The organism is Micromonospora sp. NPDC049230, assembly GCF_040647875.1.
Taxonomy (GTDB): Bacteria; Actinomycetota; Actinomycetes; order Mycobacteriales; family Micromonosporaceae; genus Micromonospora.
Map to the genome: position 1 here is coordinate 35500 of NZ_JBEZCZ010000035.1, position 16830 is coordinate 52329.

Genomic DNA, 16830 nt, shown 5'->3' on the forward strand with positions numbered 1-16830 from the left:
CACCTGTGCCGACGCCGGTACCTATCGTCGAAGCGGTGGCGGTTCGAAACGAACGACCGATGCTCGCGACATAGACATCTGTAAGTCTCACGGGTATCTCTCCAACCCCGAGGAGCCCCCATGAGAGGCAGAACGCTGAGCGCGGGTGTCGCGCTCGCCGTGTTCGCCGGGATGACGGTGACGCTTGCCGCCCAGCCGGTGACCGCGTCGCCCACCACCGCGACAGTGACCCGGCCGATCGCCGCGTCCGCCGCCGCGTTGGCCGCGCCGGACATCTCCGTCACCAACGTGCAGGCCCACCTGACCCAGTTCAACGCCATCGCCAGCAGCAACGGCGGCAACCGCCGGGCCGGCTCGGCCGGCTACACCGCCTCGCTCACCTACGTCAAGACCAGGCTCCAGTCGGCCGGCTACACCGTCAGCGAGCAGTACTGCTCCAGCTGCACGTACCCCTCGAACAACCTGATCGCGGAGTGGCCGGGCGGCCCGGCCGACCAGGTCGTCATGTTCGGCGCGCACCTGGACGGCGTCTCGGCCGGCCCCGGGATCAACGACAACGGCACCGGCTCGGCGACGCTGCTGGAGAACGCGCTGGTCCTGGCCGCGCAGAACCCGACGATGACGAAACGGGTCCGGTTCGCCTGGTGGACCGACGAGGAGCAGGGGCTCAACGGTTCCCGGTTCTACGTCAACTCGCTCAGCAGCACCCAGCGCGGCTACCTCAAGGGCTACTACAACTTCGACATGGTCGGCTCGGTCAACGGCGGCTACTTCATCAACCGGGTCAACTCGACCACGGCGGCGCCACTGAAGGCGTACTGGGACTCGTTGGGTCTGTCGCCGGAGGAGAACGTCGAGGGTCAGGGCCGCTCCGACGACTACTACTTCCAGCAGGCCGGCATCCCCACCTCGGGCTACGCGGCCGGCGCCAGCGCCCGCAAGAGCAGCTCCCAGGCGGCCAAGTGGGGCGGCACCGCCAACTCCGCGTACGACCCGTGTTACCACCGGGCCTGCGACACCACAGCGAACGTCAGCGCCACTGTGCTGAACCGTGCGGCCGACGGTGTCGCGTACGCGCTGTGGCAACTCGCGGTCAGCGGGGGCACCCCGAGCTGCGCCGGCGGTCAGGTGGTCGGCAACGGCGGCTTCGAGAGCGGCGGCACGCCGTGGACCGCGTCCTCCGGTGTGATCACCAACGCCAGCGGCCAGCCGGCCCGGACCGGGTCGTACAAGGCGTGGCTCAACGGCAACGGCAGCACCCGCACCGAGAGCCTGTACCAGTCGGTGACCCTGCCGGTCGGCTGCGCCACCTACACGCTGTCGTTCTGGCTGCACATCGACACGGCCGAGACCACCGGCTCCACGGCGTACGACCGGCTCACCGTGCAGGTGGGTTCGACAACGCTGGCCACGTACTCGAACCTCAACGCCGCCTCCGGCTACGTCCAGCGCAGCTTCAACGTGGCCGGGTTCGCCGGGCAGACGGTGACGCTGCGGTTCACCGGCACCGAGGACTCGTCGTTGCAGACCAGCTTCGTGATCGACGACGTGACGTTGCAGGCGAGCTGACGGGCGTCGGGTGGAGGCGGGCGGCGAGCGTCCCCTCCACCCGACATCTGGTCACGCCCGTCCATCTCTGGTAGAAATCCTTCAAGGCCGTCCCCTGATTCGCAAAATTTCACCCCTCATGCGAACGGGAGTGCCATGTCATCCACCCGACCCACCCTGCGCCGCCGCGTGCTCACGCTGCTCGTGGCCACCCTCGCCACGGTCGGCGCCGCGCTGGGCCTGGCCGCCCCGGCCTTCGCCATCAGCCACTCCAGCGCCACCTCACAGCTGCGCGCCGCCGGCATCTCCTGGACCTCCAGCGGCGGCTGTAGCGACCGCAACGTGCCCACCTGCACCTCGTTCGACGGGGTGCGGCAGGCCACCATCGACGGCATCATCACCTTCAAGCGGGCCAGCGGCTGCGCGGTCACCGTCACCGCCGGCACCGAGGTCGGGCACGCGGGTGGCACGTACAGCCACTGGAACGGCTACAAGCTCGACATCGCGTTGAGCACCTGCATCCAGAACTACATCTCGGCGAACTACGCCTACGTCGGCTACATCGCCGGCTTCGGCTACCAGTACCGCGCCCCCTCCGGCAACCTCTACACCAAGGAGGGCAGCCACTGGGACATCCTCTTCTACGGCTGCGGTGGCTGCTGAGCGACGTGCGTCGAGTCGGGTACGCGGGGGACGACGGTCGCCCGCGTACCCGGGGACGGGCCGCCGCCGCGGGAGTCGGCGGCGGCCCGTACGTGGTCCTGTGGCGTCGCGGGTCAGGGAAGCTGCGGGTAGAGCGCGGCGACGCCACCGGCCAGCCCGGCCTGCACCTGGCGGCTGAGGTCGTCGGCGACGATCTCGTACGCGTCGGCCTCGATGCCGTCCACCGCGATGCGGGCGATCGCCGCCGGGTCGGACTTCGGGCCGGTGACGTCGGCGGCCATGTCGGTGTCGAGGTAGCCCACGTGTAGGCCGGCGACCCGGACGCCCCGGTCGGCGAGCTGGACGCGCAGTCCGTTGGTCATCGACCACTCGGCCGATTTGGCGACGCTGTAGGCCCCGTGGATCGGGTGACTGAACCAGGACAGCACGGAGAGCACGTTGAGGATCGTCCCGCCGCCGTTGCCGGTGAGGACCGGCGCGAACGCCCTGACCATCGACAGCGTGCCGATGTAGTGGGTCTCCAACTCCCGCCGGAGCAGGTCCAGGTCGCCGTCGAGGAGATCGGCCCGGGTGTCGATGCCGGCGTTGTTGATCAGGAGGTTGACGTCGCCGGCCAGCCTGGCGGCGGCGGCCACCGAGGCGGGGTCGGTGATGTCCAGGCGCACCGGCGTCACGCCGGGCAGGTCGACGGTGTCCGGGTTGCGGGCGCCGGCGTAGACGGTGGCGCCGCGGGCGAGGAGTTCGGCGGCCAGGTGCCGGCCGAAGCCGCGGTTGGCGCCGGTGACGAGGGCGGTACTTCCTGCGATCTTCATGGCGGCGACGCTATCCCACCTGACTTCTGTTTGCCAAAGTCAGCCATCTCACCAGGACGACCCGTCCCGATCGGGAATACGACGGGATGCGGTCACCACGCGGCGGGTGACGACTCGTATCCTTTCCGCGAACCTCCGCACGAGCCGAGATGGGAGACGGTGTGAGCAACCAGGCCGAAACGTTGGAATTCCAGGCGGAGGCGCGTCAGCTCCTCCAGTTGGTGGTCCACTCGATCTACTCGAACAAGGACGTCTTCCTGCGGGAGCTCATCTCGAACGCGTCCGACGCCCTGGACAAGCTCCGGCTGGCCACGCTTGTCGACAAGGACCTCGTCGCCGACACCGACGACCTGCACGTCGCCCTCGATGTCGACCGGGACGCCCGCACCCTCACCGTGCGGGACAACGGCATCGGGATGACCCGCGACGAGGTGGTCGCGCTGATCGGCACCATCGCCAAGTCCGGCACCGCCGAGCTGCTGCGTCAGCTGCGCGAATCCTCCGACGCCCACGCCAAGCAGGACCTGATCGGCCAGTTCGGCGTCGGCTTCTACGCCGCGTTCATGGTCGCCGACCGGGTCACCCTGCTGACCCGCAAGGCCGGCGAGACCGGCGGCACCCGCTGGGAGTCCACCGGCGAGGGCACCTACTCGATCGAGGCCGTCGACGAGGCGCCGCAGGGCACCACTGTCACCCTGCACCTCAAGCCGGTCGACACCGAGGACAACCTGCACGACTACACCGCCGAGTGGACCATCCGCGAGATCGTCAAGCGATACTCCGACTTCATCGCCTGGCCGATCCGGATGACCGTCGAGCGCCCGGGCGCCGACGGCGAGGCCGCCACCAGCGAGGTGCAGACCCTCAACTCGATGAAGGCGCTCTGGGCGCGGCCCCGCGACGAGGTCGACGCCAGCGAGTACAACGAGTTCTACAAGCACGTCAGCCACGACTGGGCCGACCCGCTCGAGGTCGTGCACATGAAGGGCGAGGGCACCTTCGAGTACGAGGCGCTGCTGTTCCTGCCCAGCCACGCCCCACTGGACCTGTTCTCCCCGCAGGGCCGCCGAGGCGTCCAGCTCTACGTCAAGCGCGTGTTCATCATGGACGACTGCGAAGCGCTCGTCCCGACCTACCTGCGCTTCGTCAAGGGCGTGGTCGACGCGCACGACCTGTCGCTGAACATCTCCCGGGAGATCCTCCAGCAGGACCGGCAGATCCAGATCGTCCGCCGCCGCCTGGTCAAGAAGGTCCTCGCCACCGTCAAGGACCTGAAGGCCAACCACGCCGAGCGCTACCGCACCTTCTGGACCGAGTTCGGCGCGGTGGTCAAGGAAGGGCTGATCGACGACACCGACAACCGGGACACGCTGCTGGACATCCTGTCGGTGGCCTCCACCAACGACCCCGCCGAGCCCACCGACCTGGCCGGCTACGTGTCGCGGATGAAGGACGGCCAGAGCGACATCTGGTACGCCACCGGCGAGTCCCGGGCCGCCATCGAGAACTCCCCGCACCTGGAGGCGTTCCGGGCCAAGGGCCACGAGGTGCTGCTGCTCACCGACCAGGTCGACGAGGTGTGGGTCGAGCGGGTCGGCACGTACGACGGTCGGCCGCTGCGCTCCATCGCCAAGGGCGAGATCGACCTGGACACCGACGAGGAGAAGCAGCAGGCCGAGGCCGAGCGCGAGCAGCAGCGCCAGGAGTTCGCCGCGCTGCTCGACTGGCTGGGCACCGCCCTGACCGACAGTGTCCGGGAGGTCCGCCTGTCGTCCCGGCTGACCACCTCACCGGCCTGCGTCGTCGGCGACGCCCAGGACCTCACCCCGACCCTGGAGAAGATGTACCGGGCGATGGGGCACGAGATCCCGGCGACCAAGCGGATCCTGGAGATCAACCCGGGTCACCCGCTCGTCTCCGGGCTGCGCAAGGCCCACGAGCAGGGCAGTGACCCCACCGCCCTGACCGAGACCGCCGAGCTGCTCTACGGCCTGGCGGTGCTCGCCGAGGGCGGTGAGCTGACCGACCCGGCCCGCTTCACCCGGACGCTCGCCGACCGTCTGGCGCGCACCCTGTAGCAGGCGCGACCCCTGCGGCCGGCGGGCCTCCCGCGCAGCGGACCCGCCGGCCGCAGGGGTCAGTGACCCGGGACCACCAGGCCCGACTCGTAGGCGACCACCACCGCCTGGGCTCGGTCGCGCAGGTGCAGTTTGGCGAGCAGGTTGCCCACGTGCGTCTTCACCGTGTGCTCGCTCAGGTGGTGGTGGGCGGCGATCTCCGCGTTGGACAGACCGGCGGCGATCAGGCGCAGCACGTCCGTCTCGCGGGCGGTCAGGGCGGTCACCGCGGCGGCCAGGGCCGGGTCCGGGTGACCGCGCCGGTGCAGCTCGCCGATCACACGTGCGGTGACGGCGGGAGCGAGCAACGCGTCGCCGGCGGCGACCACGCGTACCGCGTTCACCAGGTCGGCCCGTGGGGCGTCCTTGAGCAGGAAGCCGCTGGCACCGGCACGCAGCGCCGAGTACAGGTAGTCGTCGGTGTCGAACATGGTCAGGGCCAGGACCCGGCTCGGCGTACCGGCGCACACCTGGCGGGTCGCGGCGACGCCGTCGAGGACGGGCATGCGCATGTCCATCAGGACGACGTCGGGCCGGTGGTCGAGCGCGGCACGCACGGCGGCGACGCCGTCGGCGGCCTCGGCGACCACCTCGATATCCGGCTCGGCACCGAGGATCGTCGCGAACCCGGCCCGGAACAGGTCCTGATCGTCGGCGAGCACGACGCGCAGCATCAGGCCACCGCCGGTGACCGCAGGGGGAGGGTGGCGGTGACGGTGAAGCCGCGGCCGTCCGGGGCGGGGCCGGTGTGCAGGGTCCCGCCGCAGGCCTGGGCCCGCTCGCGCATGCCGACGATCCCGTAGCCGGGCCGGTCGGCGGCGCAGCCCCGATCGCCGTGCCCGTCATCGGTGATCGACACGGTCAGGGCCTCGGCCGTGTGGTCCAGCAGGACACGGACCGACCCGGCCCCGGCATGCCGGACCACATTGGTCAGGGACTCCTGCACGATCCGGTAGGCGGCGACCCCGACGTCCGCGGGCGGTTCCACTAGCGATCCGGCGACATACCCCGCCGGCGGCTCGGGCCGCGAACCGGAGACGGGTTCGGACGCGACGGTGAGCACGGCGTCCAGCCCGGTGGCACGGACGCGTTCGACCAGAGCGCCGAGATGGGCCAGACCCGGCTGGTCGAGTGGGCGGTCGGCGGGCTCGCGCAGGCTGCCGACCGCGCGGCGGAGTTGGACCACCGCGTCCCGACCGGTGGCGGCGATCGTGGCGAACGTGGCGTCGGCGCGCTCCGGGTGGGGGCGGACCAGGAGCGGACCCGCCTCCGCCTGGACGATCATGACACCGACCGCGTGGGTGAGGATGTCGTGCAGGTCGTGGGCGATGCGGGTGCGTTCGCGCAGCACAGCCGCCGCCCGTTCACCGGCGACCCGACGATCGCGTTCGGCGAGCGCGGTGGCCTGGGTGCGGCGGGCGCGGGCGCTGGTGCCCAGGGCGTACGCGAAGACGTAGGCGACCGACAGGTACCGCAGCACCTCCACGTCCGGGTGAGGAAACAGCAGCGACACCACCAGGCCGGCGGCGGTGAGCACGATGCCCAGCAGGCGGATCGGCAGGGCGGACCGTGCCGCGAACGTGTAGAGGCAGACGAGCGGGCCGACCGGCAGCAGCGGAGGCGCGCCGAGCGCGGCGGAGACGGTCGTGGCGACGCCCACGACGACGGCCACCGGCACCAGCGCGTTGTCGCGCCACAGCACCGGCACCGACGACGTGACCGCGAGCGGCAGCACCCACCAGGCGCGTGGCCCGCCGGCCAGGGCGGGCAGCACTGTCGCGGAGACGGCGGCCACGGTGACGGCGAGATTGACGTACCGCTTCACGTCGGCAGTATCGTCCCGCCCGGCGCTCCCGCGCCTCCCTCCACGGGACCAGATCACACCCGCTTCGTACGGCGATCCGCGCACCCCGCTCCCGCCGCACGATCGACGCATGATGACGATCGTCGCCGCGCTGCTCAGTGGCCTGCTCTGGCTCGGTGGCACCGGGCTGCACCCCGTTGCCGCGCTGACCTGGCTCGCCCCGATTCCGCTGATCCTCGCCGCACTGCGGGTCCGCCCGCGGACCGCACTCGGCGCGACGGTCCTCGCCTGGTCGACCGGTCAGCTCGGCCTGGTGGGGTACTACAGCGGCACCCTGCGACTACCGGTGCCCGTGGTGGCCGGCGTGACCCTGCTCGGCCTCGCCCTGGCCGGCGGCACGGTCCTGCTCGCCCGGGAACTGCTGCTGCGCGGACGAACAGTGGCCGCCGTCCTCTGCGTGCCGTCCGTGTGGGTGCTGGGCGAGTACGCCGCGTCGCGCCTGCTCCCGAACGGTGCCTGGTGGAGCCTCGCCTACACGCAGGCCGACGTCCGCCCGGTCATCCAGGTGACCGCGCTCACCGGCGTCTGGGGCGTCACCTACCTGCTGCTCGCCGTGCCGATCGCCCTCGCCGCCCTGCTCGGCGGTGCCCGACCGACCCGGATCGGTCGACGCCCCGCACTGGCCTGCCTGCTCGCCCTCCTGCTCGGCGCCGGTGGATGGTCGGCCTGGTCACTGGGCCGTTCCCCCGACCCGGCCGCGCCGCTGACCGTCGGCCTGGTCGCCCTGCGGCAGCCCGAGGACGGACTCCCGATCGACGAACCGGCCGGCCGTGACCTGCTCACCCGCTATGGTCCGCGGGTCGCGGGTCTGGCCGACCGGGGGGCGCGCGTCGTCGTGTTGCCGGAGAAGGTGTTCGCCGTGACGGACGCGACCCTTCCCCTGCTCGTGGACGCCCTTGGGCAGACCGAGGCCCGGGTGGTCGTCGGCGCGGTGCTCCGACGGGCCGGCACGGCGAGCAACGTCGCGCTGGTGCTGAACCCGGACGGGACGATCACCACGTACACCAAACAGCACCTGGTCCCCGGCCTGGAGGACTGGATGACACCGGGCGACGACGAGGTGCTCGTGGACGGGCGGTTCGGTGTCGCGATCTGCAAGGACCTCGACTTTCCGGGCCTGGTCCGGGGGTATCGGGCACGAGGTGCCACGATACTGCTCGTCCCGGCCCTGGACTTCACCTCCGACGGCTGGCTGCACAGCCGGATGGCCCTGGTCCGGGGTGTGGAGAACGGGCTCACAGTGGTCCGCGCCGCCTGGCTCGGCCGGCTGACGGTCACCGACCCCGGCGGCAGAACGGTGGCGGAGACGACCACCGCCGGTGACGTGGAGCTGCTGGTCGCGGCAGCTCCGACGGGCGGATGGGGCACTGTCTACTCGCGTACCGGAGATTGGTTCGCGCTGTTGTCAGTGGTCTTGTTGGTCGTCGCCGTCGGTGGGGTGCGGCGGCGCCGCGCGGCAATCACCGCGACGCGCGAACGCCCGGCCGGTTCACCGGCCGAGCGTTCGTTCGTCTGAGGCGGATCAGCCCCGAGCGTTCGTACCCGAGGAAACGCCGTCACGCCGCGGAGGCGGACGCCTTCGGGCCTCGGTGCGATGCGACCGGGCCGGCATTCCAGCCCCAGCGGGATGCCGGCGCGGTCTCCCCGGGCCAGCCCGGTCCACCCTCGTCGCTGTCGTCGATTGTCGTCTCGACCGAGTCGGGGGCGCCGCGGGCCAGCCGTAGCGACTGCTCGGCGCCGTTGCGGGCCGCGCACGGCCAGGACTGCCCGGCGCACTGGAGGTTGCGGCAGTGACCCTCGTCGTCCGGCTCGTGGGCGCTCAGCACGTCGATCGCCAGCTGCCACAGCAGAGGATCTGTCACGTCGTGCGGACGCTCGACGTGGCGGCTCGGACGGTTGCTGGTGTCGTCGTCGGACATTCTGGTCCCCCCTTGTCAGGCTGTACCCCACAAGGGTCACCCGTCAGCCGCTGGTTAAACCGCCGACCTGCTGTGATGTGTCTCCGGTCGCAGCCGTCGCCGGGACACGGCACGCAGATCGGTCAATCCGGCAGCAGCGGCATCTCCACGCCGGGCTCCCGGCCCAGCAGCACCGCACGGGTGAGCGCCAGCAGCAGTCAACCCCTCGACCAGGGCGGTGGTCTGCCGGAAGATCTCGAAGACCGCGCGGCTCGCCGCCGTGTACGCCGACATCCGCGGCGGCACCACTATCGCGTCCGGGCACAGCCGGCGTGCCTGCTGGCTGCCCATCGCACTGCGTACGCCCCGGGCCTTCGCCTCGTAACTGGCCGCGAGGACCACCCCGCCGCCGACGATCACCGGCCGGCCGCGTAGGCGCGGGTCGTCACGCTGCTCGACCGACGCGTAGAACGCGTCCAGGTCGGCATGCAGGATGTGGGCGCCGGGCGACACGTACACGTGTTCGCATGACGCCCGGCGAGGACGGCAGTGAGCTGGGTGAACGTCGGATCAGTCGAGACAGAACTCGTTGCCCTCGGGGTCGGCCATGACGAGGTGGCCGGCCCCGAGCGGGGGAGCGGGCTCGTGCCGAGCGAGCCGGGTGGCACCGTGCGAGACGAGCCGGTCCGCCTCCGCCTCCAGGGCCGCCATCCGGGCGTCACCCTCCAGCCCCGGCGCGGCCCGCACATCGAGGTGGACGCGATTCTTCACCTTCTTGGGCTCCGGCACCCGCTGGAAGAACACCCGAGGCCCCGAGCCGTCCGGGTCGACCACCGCCGACGCGTCGTTGCGGCGCTCCGGCGGCACACCCATCGCCTCCAGCGCCTGATCCCACGACTCGAAGTCGCCGGGCGGAGCCTGCACCTGGTATCGGAGCGCCTCGGCCCAGAACGTCGCCAGCGCGCCCGGGTCGGCGCAGTCGAATGTGATCTGTATGTCGCGGGCCATGTCAGCTCCCTGTTTCCTGGTCATGATCTGAAGCCTCTCGCGGATAGCGGACAGATGCGTTCCGCTATCGGTGCAACGATCGGCGCATGACCGTCGAGGCGACGACCGAGCGGGTCCTTCGGTTGCTGGCGCTGCTGCAACGGCGACCGTCCTGGACGGCCGCCGAACTCGCCGCCGAACTGGGGGTCACCAGCCGATGTGTGCGCCGTGACGTGCAGCGTCTGCGAGTGCTCGGCTACCCCGTGTACGCGACGTCGGGCGTCGGCGGCGGCTACCAACTCGGCGCGGGCACCCGGCTGCCACCGCTGCTCCTGGACGACGAGGAGGCGATAGCGACAGCGATCTCCCTGCGCATCGCGTCGGGCGGCACTGTCACCGGCGCGGCCGAGGCGGCGCTGCGGGCGCTCGCGAAGCTCGACCAGGTGATGCCGTCCCGGCTGCGCGCCGAGGTGCGGGCGGTGCACGGGTCCACGGAAACCCTCGTCGGCCCGGTGGCCGCTATCGACGCGGAGCTGCTGGTGACACTCGCACGGGCCTGCCGGGACGCCGTACGGGTCCGGTTCACCTACGCCACCCGCGACGGCGGGGAGGGTGAGCGCACTGTCGAGCCGGTCCGGATGGTCACGACCGGTCGGCGCTGGTATCTGATGGCCTGGGACGTCGACCGCGACGACTGGCGCACGTTCCGCCTGGATCGGATGGGCACGGCGGTGGCGACGACCTGGCGCTTCCGGGCTCGGGAGCACCCGGATCCGGTCACCTTCGTGCAGCGGTCGGTGACCGCGGCGCCGTACCGGTATCTGGCCCGGGCGCGGGTGTACGCCCCGCCCGAGCGGGTGCGGGCGTTGGTGCCGCCTGAGGTGGGGCGGGTCGAGGACGACCGCGACGGGTGGTGCGTGCTTGTCGTCGGTGGGGAGAGCCTGGAGTGGCTCGCCGCGCACCTGGCACGCCTGGACTACGAGGTGGAGGTGCTGGAGCCCGCGGAGCTGCGCGAGGCCGCCGGCCTGCTCGCCCGCCGCCTCGCGGCGCTGGCCGGGGCGGCGTCGGAGCGCAGCGCGTAGTGGCGTAGCGACACCGGGCTGCCGTCCGGGGCGGTCCACTGTGCGACGCTGACGCCTGTGCACCGCCATCCGGTGCGCTCGTAGAGGGCGGCGGCCGCGGCGTCGCCGCAGGTCACGTCGAGCACCAGATCGATTCCGCGGACGCTCGCCCACTGCCGGGCCCGGGCCAGGAGTGCGCTGCCCAACTCCAGCCCTCGGGCGGTCGGCGCCACGAAGAGACGAGCGACCTCGGCCGTCGGTCGGGCCGGCGGCCCGGTCGCCGGGCTGGGCAGCCGGCGCACCGAGACGTGCCCGACAATTTCGGCGTCGGCGTCGGGTTCGGCGTCTTCGGCGGTGGCGGTGGCGTCAGGCGCGACGGCGACCCAGGCGCGTGCCGGGTGTGGTTCACGCAGCCAGCGGTGTGGGTCGGCGGGCCAGTTCAGCGGGTAAGCGTCGACCCGGTGCACCTCCGCGAGCGCTGCGACACATCCGTCGAGGTCGGTGGCACGCCGCCGACGGATGTGCGGTGGGATCACAGGTCCTCGAACGGGCCCGCGTAGCGGAACTCGCCCCGGATCGACGCGCGCCAGGCATGCATCGGTCGGGCCATGAAGTACTGCGGACCCCACGGCTGCGGCGGGGTGACGCCCAGCTCGACGGCGGGCCGGAACCCGAAGCGCGGGTAGTAGTCGGGGTGCCCCAACAGCACCACGAGCGGCTCGTCGCGGGCGTCGGCCGCGCCGAGCACCGCGTGCATCAACGCGCTGCCGACGCCGCGCCGCTGCCACCCGGGCAGCACGCCGAGCGGACCGAGGCCCAACGCGACCGGCTCACCGGCCACCCGGCCGCGGGTGGCCACCACGTGCCCCACCACCCGGCCGTCCGAATCGGCCGCCACCAGGGAGTACGCGGGCAGCCAGGCCTCGTCGGCGCGCAGCGCGTCGACAAGCGTCGCCTCGACGGGCGTGGCCTGGGCGGGCGTTACCTCGACGGGCGTGGCTTGGCCGGGCGTTGCCTCGACCGCCGCGTCCTCGCCCGTGGCCTTGGCGAAGGCGGCGGCGTGTACCGCCCGGATGGCATCGACGTCGGCGGGCGTCTCGCGTCTGATCAGCACCGCGCCACGATACGGGTGTCGCCGACAGCGAATCTACGCGTTTATCGCCGACGATCACCGGTGACGGGCCGTCGTCGAGCTGTCGACGCCGGGCGTTGCCGGGTGACCTGATCCTCGTCGACCGGCGCACGGCAGCCGGGAGGGCATGTCGCGGAGAAGGGATATACCTGTGGGTCGTTGTTGTGACTCACAGGTATATCGCTCGTCGGGCATGGCCCCGGGACCCGCCCACGTCGCGCGCCGGGTGGGGTCACCTCTCAGGCCAGGCCGGCCATGTACCGGCCCGCACTCGGACCAGCGCGGTAGGGCCGCGGCTCACCCGACGGCGGTGGCCGAGGGCGGGGCGCTGCCGCCCTGGGGCGCCTCGGGGGTCATCAGCCGGATGATCTCCGCCTGGTCGGTGGGTGAGGGCAGCCCCCATTCCGGCCGGTAGCCGTACACCTCGTGCAGTGGGGTGGAGCCGGTGCGGCCGTCCAGGATCTCCACGGCATCCGTGCCGATCAGGCCGGGGTGCTCCACGCCGCAGGCCTCGGCGACCTTGGTCAGGTCGCGGCGCAACGTCCGCAGGTAGTTCGCCGCCCGGACCGACTTCAACGCCGGGTCCAGGCCTCGGGACAGCCAGGCGTTCTGCGTCGCCACCCCCGTGGGGCAGGTGTCGGTGTGGCACTTCTGCGCCTGGATGCAGCCGATCGACAGCATCGCCTCCCGACCCACGTTGACCATGTCGCAGCCGAGCGCGAACGCCACGACGGCGTTGTCCGGCAGGCCGAGCTTGCCGCCGCCGACGAAGACCACCTGCTCGTGCAGATCGTGCTCGGCGAAGATCCGGTAGACCCGGGAGAAGCCCTGCTGGAACGGCAGCGACACGGAGTCGCTGAAGATCAGCGGCGCGGCGCCGGTGCCACCCTCGCCACCGTCGATCGTCACGAAATCCACGCCCCGGCCGGTGTCGCGCATCAGGGTCGCCAACTCCTGCCAGAAGCCCAGGTCGCCGACCGCCGACTTGATGCCGACCGGCAGGCCCGTCTCGGTGGCCAACAGCTCCACCCAGTCGAGCAGACTGTCGCAGTCGGAGAACTCGGCGTGCCGGGAGGGGCTGACGCAGTCCTGCCCGGCGGGGATGCCCCGGGTGGCGGCGATCTCGGCGGACACCTTCGCCCCGGGCAGCAGCCCACCGAGGCTCGGCTTGGCGCCCTGGCTCAGCTTGATCTCCAGTGCCCGCACCGGTGCGCCGGCGATGACGTCCTTCAGCCGGTCCAGGCTGAACCGGCCGTGCTCGTCGCGGCAGCCGAAGTACGCAGTGCCGAGCTGGAAGACCAGCTCACCGCCGTTGCGATGGTACGGCGACAGGCCGCCCTCGCCGGTGTTCTGTAGGCAGCCGGCGAGCGCGGCCCCCTTGTTCAGCGCGGCGATGGCGTTGCCGGAGAGCGAGCCGAAACTCATCCCGGAGATGTTGACCACCGACTCCGGCCGGAAGGCGCGGGGACGGCCCCGGGCCGCGCCGAGCACCTTCGCGCAGGGCAACCGCACGTCGTGCCCGGCGGTCGGCGACGAGGGTGGCACCGCCCGGCCGAACGTGCGGTGCTTGATGATCGGATAACCGCGGGTGTGCTCGATGTCGTTGTCCGTGCCGAACCCGAAGTAGTTGTTCTCCTGCTTCGCCGACGCGTACACCCAGCGGCGCTGGTCGCGGGTGAACGGCCGTTCCTCGTCGTTGCCGGCCACGATGTACTGCCGAAGCTCCGGCCCGATCGCCTCCAGCAGGTAGCGGGCGCGGCCGAGCACCGGGAAGTTGCGCAGCAACGCGTGGTCGCGCTGGATCAGATCCCGCGCGGCGAGCGCCGCGACGGCGGCGGCAGCGGGTACGGCTCGACGGGCCCATCTCATACCGGCACTCTTTCCGCCCGGGCTGTGCGCCAAACCGGGACACGCTGGTGGCGGCGCGGGGAGGCACCCGCACCGCCACCGCGGCTCAGTGGTGCCGGAACGACTCGCGGACCGACCCGCCGACGACAGCACACCACGTGCTCAGGCTGAGCTTGCCGTTGCGGGGCAGGCCGTGCAGCGCCTGTAGGTCCTGCACGGCGGACCGGGTGGCGTGGTCGTACGTCCCGGTGACGGTGACCGCGTACCCCTTGGTGGCCAGGATTTCCTGCACCGCCGTGACCGGCGCGCCGGTGGCGTGCTGGTTGAGCTCCGGGACCAGGGCCTCCCAGGTCGGCGTGGTGAGGGTGGCGTCCACGTCCACCGGAATACCGTTGCGGGCCTGCCAGTCCTGCACGGCCGCCACTGTCGCGGCGTCGAACGTGCCGCTGACCGTCACCGTGTAGCCCCGGTGTGCGAGCAGGTGCTGCACGACCCGGACCGAGGGGGAGTTGACGAAACGCCACAGGTCCGGCCAGCGCCGCGCCGGCACGTCACCCAGCTTGGTGCCGAGCGCCGCGTGCACCCGCCGCCGCAACTCGGGGAACTGCCGGTAGAACGCCGCGCCCGGGCACTCGGTGGTGCGAAAGTCCCAGTGGCCAAAAATATCGAAGGCGTGCAGCCCGTACTGCCGGCAGACGGCGACGCAGAGCTTCACCAGCGAGTCGGTGAGTGCCTTCGGCGGCGTCTCGGTGACGTAGGTGCCCTCGTTCTCGATGCCGATGGCCCGGCCGTTCTCGCCCGGACAGTGCGCCGAGACCATCTGTCGGTCGCCGGCTTCGAGGCGTTCCAGGCTGCCCCGGCGGCCCTCCAGCACGTAACCGCCGCGGCTGACAGTGAAGTGCTGGCCGGTGTCCGACCAGCCGTTGCCGTCCATGTGCAGGTCCTGGCAGTCGTGGGCCAGCTTCACCGCCTGCTCGCGGGAGTAGTCAGTGACGTTCGGGAACGCCATGTGATGCACGATGATCTTGTTGGTGGCGATGGCGCTCACCGACAGCGGGTCCTTGGGTGGGCGGGCGGCCCACTCGTCGCAGCTGATGATCCAGTCCAGGTCGGTGACCGGCGCGGCCTGCGCCGCGGCGGGGAAGGCGAGTTCGCTGCCGACGACGGCGACAGTGGCGACGCCGAGGCCGGCGCGCAGCAACGTCCGGCGGTCCATTTCGGAATGGTCGAGGTGCATGGACATCTCCTCCTGCGGCCGACGGCGGGGGGATGAAAAGTAGCTCCAGTGGCCGCACGTACTCCGGAGAATATTGCCAAGACTCGCCCGCGCGCTAGAGGGCCCCGCGCGGAGCGGACAGCCGGAAAACCGGTCGGCCAGAGGATCAACGTTCAGCTAGCCTGGCCGCCGGGCTGCAACCCCGGCACCCTTCTTGGCGCGCGGTGGGCAGCGCGGGGTTCGACTCCCCAGGCACAACGCAGCCCAGCACCGAGGACAGGTAACACCGCAGCACGCACACCACATCACCACGTGCAGATCCACGACGGCGAGGGCGGGCTCGGGGCACTCCACATCGACGCGACCGCGTGCTGATCGCTCACCAGCGCCCGGTCGTGCGGGCGACCCCGCCTGGTCGGCGTTTCCGCGCGTCGGGTCGGGGGTAGGTCCGGGGTTGACCATTGTGGCTGCCCCCTTTAAGGAATGACCAGATGAGTGACAACGTCAGCGACGCGGTGGGCGACGCCCTCCGCTCGGTGATGCTCTTCCTGCCCAAGGCCGTCGCCTTCCTGGCGATCCTGGTGGCCGGTTGGCTGATCGCCAAGGCCGTCCTGAAGATCGTGGAGAAGGTCCTGGAACGGGTGGGCTTCGACCGCGCCGTCGAACGCGGCGGCATCCGTCGGGCGTTGAGTCGTTCCCGGTACGACGCCAGCGACATCGTCGCGAAGCTCGTCTACTACGCGGTGCTGCTGTTCACCCTCCAGCTCGCCTTCGGCATCTGGGGGCCGAACCCGATCTCCGACCTGCTCGCCGCGGTGATCTCGTGGCTGCCCCGCGCCTTCGTCGCGATCGTCATCGTCGTGGTCGCCGCCGCCATCGCCAACGCCGTCAAGGACATCATCAGTGGCGCGCTCGGCGGTCTGTCCTACGGCCGGGTGCTGGCCAACATCGCCTCGGTGTTCATCCTCGGCCTCGGCGTCATCGCCGCGCTGAACCAGATCGGGGTGGCCACCGCGGTCACCACGCCCGTGCTCATCGCCGTGCTGGCCACCGTGGGCGGGATCCTCGTCGTCGGTGTCGGCGGTGGCCTGATCCGCCCGATGCAGAGCCGTTGGGAGGGGTGGCTGACCCGCGCGGAGCAGGAGTCGCAGCTGATCGCCTCGCACGCCCGCGCCTACCGGGCCGGCCGCCGCGACGCCGAGGCAGAGTTGGCCCGACCGTCCGCCGCCAGCGACCAGGCCGCCGACCCGGTCCGGCCGTCGAGGGCGGCCAACGATCCGGAGGCCACGCAGGTGGTGACCCGGCCGTCCGATCCGGAGGCCACGCAGGTGGTGACAGGGCCGGCTGACCTGGACCGGGCGCGGGTGTCGAGCCCAGCAGTCGACTCCGAAGCCACGCAGGTGGTCGGTCGGGGTGACGCCGACACGACGCAGGTGATCAGCACCGGTGCCGGCGGCACTGTGCCCGGCCAGCGCACCAGCGACGACAGCGAGACCACCACTGTCATCCCGCCGGTCGACCCGCACCGCCGCTGACACACGGCGATGCCAGCGGGGCGGGGTCCCTCCCGGACCCGCCCCGCGGCCCGTCTGCCCGGCACGCCGAAAACGCTCGCCCGCGCCGCGGGACGCGGCTACCATCGCCGGCATGACCTGGCGACATTGATCCCGCGGCGTAGGCCGAA

15 protein-coding genes and 1 pseudogene are annotated in these 16830 nt (G+C 71.6%); 6 read left to right on the forward strand and 10 right to left on the reverse strand.

Features of this window, described 5'->3' with window-relative positions; translation table 11 throughout:
• Positions 1-120 precede the first annotated feature (120 nt).
• Positions 121-1569, forward strand: a complete 1449-nt coding sequence (locus tag AB0A95_RS25565; RefSeq protein ID WP_357558290.1) for a M28 family peptidase — start codon at positions 121-123, stop codon at positions 1567-1569.
• Between the two features lie 135 nt (positions 1570-1704).
• Complete coding sequence (locus AB0A95_RS25570; protein WP_357558291.1) at positions 1705-2211, forward strand: hypothetical protein; 507 nt, start codon at positions 1705-1707, stop codon at positions 2209-2211.
• A gap of 113 nt (positions 2212-2324) precedes the next feature.
• Here AB0A95_RS25570 and AB0A95_RS25575 read toward each other — a convergent pair whose 3' ends face one another.
• Positions 2325-3023: an SDR family oxidoreductase gene (locus AB0A95_RS25575; protein WP_357558292.1), complete on the reverse strand. Its 699-nt coding sequence runs from the start codon at positions 3021-3023 to the stop codon at positions 2325-2327.
• A 149-nt stretch (positions 3024-3172) separates the two neighbouring features.
• On the opposite strand from AB0A95_RS25575, the gene htpG reads away from it, so the two are divergent.
• Positions 3173-5101, forward strand: a complete 1929-nt coding sequence (gene htpG / locus AB0A95_RS25580; RefSeq protein WP_357558293.1) for a molecular chaperone HtpG — start codon at positions 3173-3175, stop codon at positions 5099-5101.
• Between the two features lie 59 nt (positions 5102-5160).
• Here htpG and AB0A95_RS25585 read toward each other — a convergent pair whose 3' ends face one another.
• Together AB0A95_RS25585 and AB0A95_RS25590 are read right to left on the reverse strand one after the other, a co-directional pair.
• Entirely contained in the window at positions 5161-5814 is a 654-nt protein-coding gene (locus AB0A95_RS25585) for a response regulator transcription factor (RefSeq protein WP_357558294.1), read from the reverse strand.
• Positions 5814-6965 (reverse strand): sensor histidine kinase, encoded by a 1152-nt coding sequence (locus tag AB0A95_RS25590; RefSeq protein ID WP_357558295.1) that lies wholly within the window; start codon positions 6963-6965, stop codon positions 5814-5816. The genes AB0A95_RS25585 and AB0A95_RS25590 overlap by 1 nt, the downstream gene beginning before the upstream one ends.
• A gap of 109 nt (positions 6966-7074) precedes the next feature.
• On the opposite strand from AB0A95_RS25590, the gene AB0A95_RS25595 reads away from it, so the two are divergent.
• The gene (locus AB0A95_RS25595) at positions 7075-8520 is read left to right on the forward strand and encodes a nitrilase-related carbon-nitrogen hydrolase (protein WP_357558296.1); all 1446 of its coding nucleotides are present in this window, start codon (positions 7075-7077) and stop codon (positions 8518-8520) included.
• Between the two features lie 40 nt (positions 8521-8560).
• On the opposite strand, the gene AB0A95_RS25600 is transcribed toward AB0A95_RS25595, so the two are convergent.
• The 3 genes and pseudogenes from AB0A95_RS25600 to AB0A95_RS25610 all read right to left on the reverse strand — a co-directional run bounded on the left by AB0A95_RS25600 (position 8561) and on the right by AB0A95_RS25610 (position 9910).
• Positions 8561-8923, reverse strand: coding sequence for a hypothetical protein (locus tag AB0A95_RS25600; protein ID WP_357558297.1), 363 nt, complete (start codon positions 8921-8923; stop codon positions 8561-8563).
• A gap of 195 nt (positions 8924-9118) precedes the next feature.
• Positions 9119-9415: pseudogene (locus AB0A95_RS25605) on the reverse strand (DNA polymerase IV); the annotation flags it as partial.
• Positions 9416-9472: 57 nt separating this feature from the next.
• Positions 9473-9910, reverse strand: a complete 438-nt coding sequence (locus AB0A95_RS25610) for a VOC family protein (RefSeq protein ID WP_357558298.1) — start codon at positions 9908-9910, stop codon at positions 9473-9475.
• 86 nt (positions 9911-9996) lie between these two features.
• Here AB0A95_RS25610 and AB0A95_RS25615 point away from each other — a divergent pair, with 86 nt between their 5' ends.
• Positions 9997-10971 (forward strand): WYL domain-containing protein, encoded by a 975-nt coding sequence (locus tag AB0A95_RS25615; RefSeq protein ID WP_357558299.1) that lies wholly within the window; start codon positions 9997-9999, stop codon positions 10969-10971.
• On the opposite strand, the gene AB0A95_RS25620 is transcribed toward AB0A95_RS25615, so the two are convergent.
• The 4 genes from AB0A95_RS25620 to AB0A95_RS25635 form a co-directional block, all read right to left on the reverse strand.
• Positions 10866-11486 (reverse strand): GNAT family N-acetyltransferase, encoded by a 621-nt coding sequence (locus AB0A95_RS25620; protein WP_357558300.1) that lies wholly within the window; start codon positions 11484-11486, stop codon positions 10866-10868. The two genes, AB0A95_RS25615 and AB0A95_RS25620, sit on opposite strands and share 106 nt — an antisense overlap.
• The gene (locus tag AB0A95_RS25625) at positions 11483-12064 is read right to left on the reverse strand and encodes an N-acetyltransferase (RefSeq protein ID WP_357558301.1); all 582 of its coding nucleotides are present in this window, start codon (positions 12062-12064) and stop codon (positions 11483-11485) included. Before AB0A95_RS25625 ends, AB0A95_RS25620 begins: the two co-directional genes overlap by 4 nt.
• 315 nt (positions 12065-12379) lie before the next feature.
• Positions 12380-13951 (reverse strand): FMN-binding glutamate synthase family protein, encoded by a 1572-nt coding sequence (locus AB0A95_RS25630; RefSeq protein ID WP_357558302.1) that lies wholly within the window; start codon positions 13949-13951, stop codon positions 12380-12382.
• 85 nt (positions 13952-14036) lie between these two features.
• Positions 14037-15167 (reverse strand): N-acetylmuramoyl-L-alanine amidase, encoded by a 1131-nt coding sequence (locus AB0A95_RS25635; RefSeq protein ID WP_357558303.1) that lies wholly within the window; start codon positions 15165-15167, stop codon positions 14037-14039.
• Between the two features lie 470 nt (positions 15168-15637).
• Between AB0A95_RS25635 and AB0A95_RS25640 the strand changes: the two genes are divergently transcribed.
• Positions 15638-16681 carry a hypothetical protein gene (locus AB0A95_RS25640; RefSeq protein WP_357558304.1) on the forward strand — a complete coding sequence of 348 codons (1044 nt, stop codon included), beginning with the start codon at positions 15638-15640 and terminating at the stop codon, positions 16679-16681.
• Positions 16682-16830 lie beyond the last annotated feature (149 nt).

Bases quoted from the DNA above. Each gene is read 5' to 3' on its own strand.
- AB0A95_RS25570 (WP_357558291.1), top strand. From the start codon at position 1,705: ATGTCATCCACCCGACCCACCCTGCGCCGCCGCGTGCTCACGCTGCTC.
- AB0A95_RS25565 (WP_357558290.1), top strand. From the start codon at position 121: ATGAGAGGCAGAACGCTGAGCGCGGGTGTCGCGCTCGCCGTGTTCGCC.
- AB0A95_RS25630 (WP_357558302.1), bottom strand. From the start codon at position 13,951: ATGAGATGGGCCCGTCGAGCCGTACCCGCTGCCGCCGCCGTCGCGGCG.
- AB0A95_RS25600 (WP_357558297.1), bottom strand. From the start codon at position 8,923: ATGTCCGACGACGACACCAGCAACCGTCCGAGCCGCCACGTCGAGCGT.
- htpG (WP_357558293.1), top strand. From the start codon at position 3,173: ATGGGAGACGGTGTGAGCAACCAGGCCGAAACGTTGGAATTCCAGGCG.
- AB0A95_RS25595 (WP_357558296.1), top strand. From the start codon at position 7,075: ATGATGACGATCGTCGCCGCGCTGCTCAGTGGCCTGCTCTGGCTCGGT.
- AB0A95_RS25640 (WP_357558304.1), top strand. From the start codon at position 15,638: ATGAGTGACAACGTCAGCGACGCGGTGGGCGACGCCCTCCGCTCGGTG.
- AB0A95_RS25575 (WP_357558292.1), bottom strand. From the start codon at position 3,023: ATGAAGATCGCAGGAAGTACCGCCCTCGTCACCGGCGCCAACCGCGGC.
- AB0A95_RS25585 (WP_357558294.1), bottom strand. From the start codon at position 5,814: ATGCTGCGCGTCGTGCTCGCCGACGATCAGGACCTGTTCCGGGCCGGG.
- AB0A95_RS25610 (WP_357558298.1), bottom strand. From the start codon at position 9,910: ATGGCCCGCGACATACAGATCACATTCGACTGCGCCGACCCGGGCGCG.
- AB0A95_RS25615 (WP_357558299.1), top strand. From the start codon at position 9,997: ATGACCGTCGAGGCGACGACCGAGCGGGTCCTTCGGTTGCTGGCGCTG.
- AB0A95_RS25635 (WP_357558303.1), bottom strand. From the start codon at position 15,167: ATGCACCTCGACCATTCCGAAATGGACCGCCGGACGTTGCTGCGCGCC.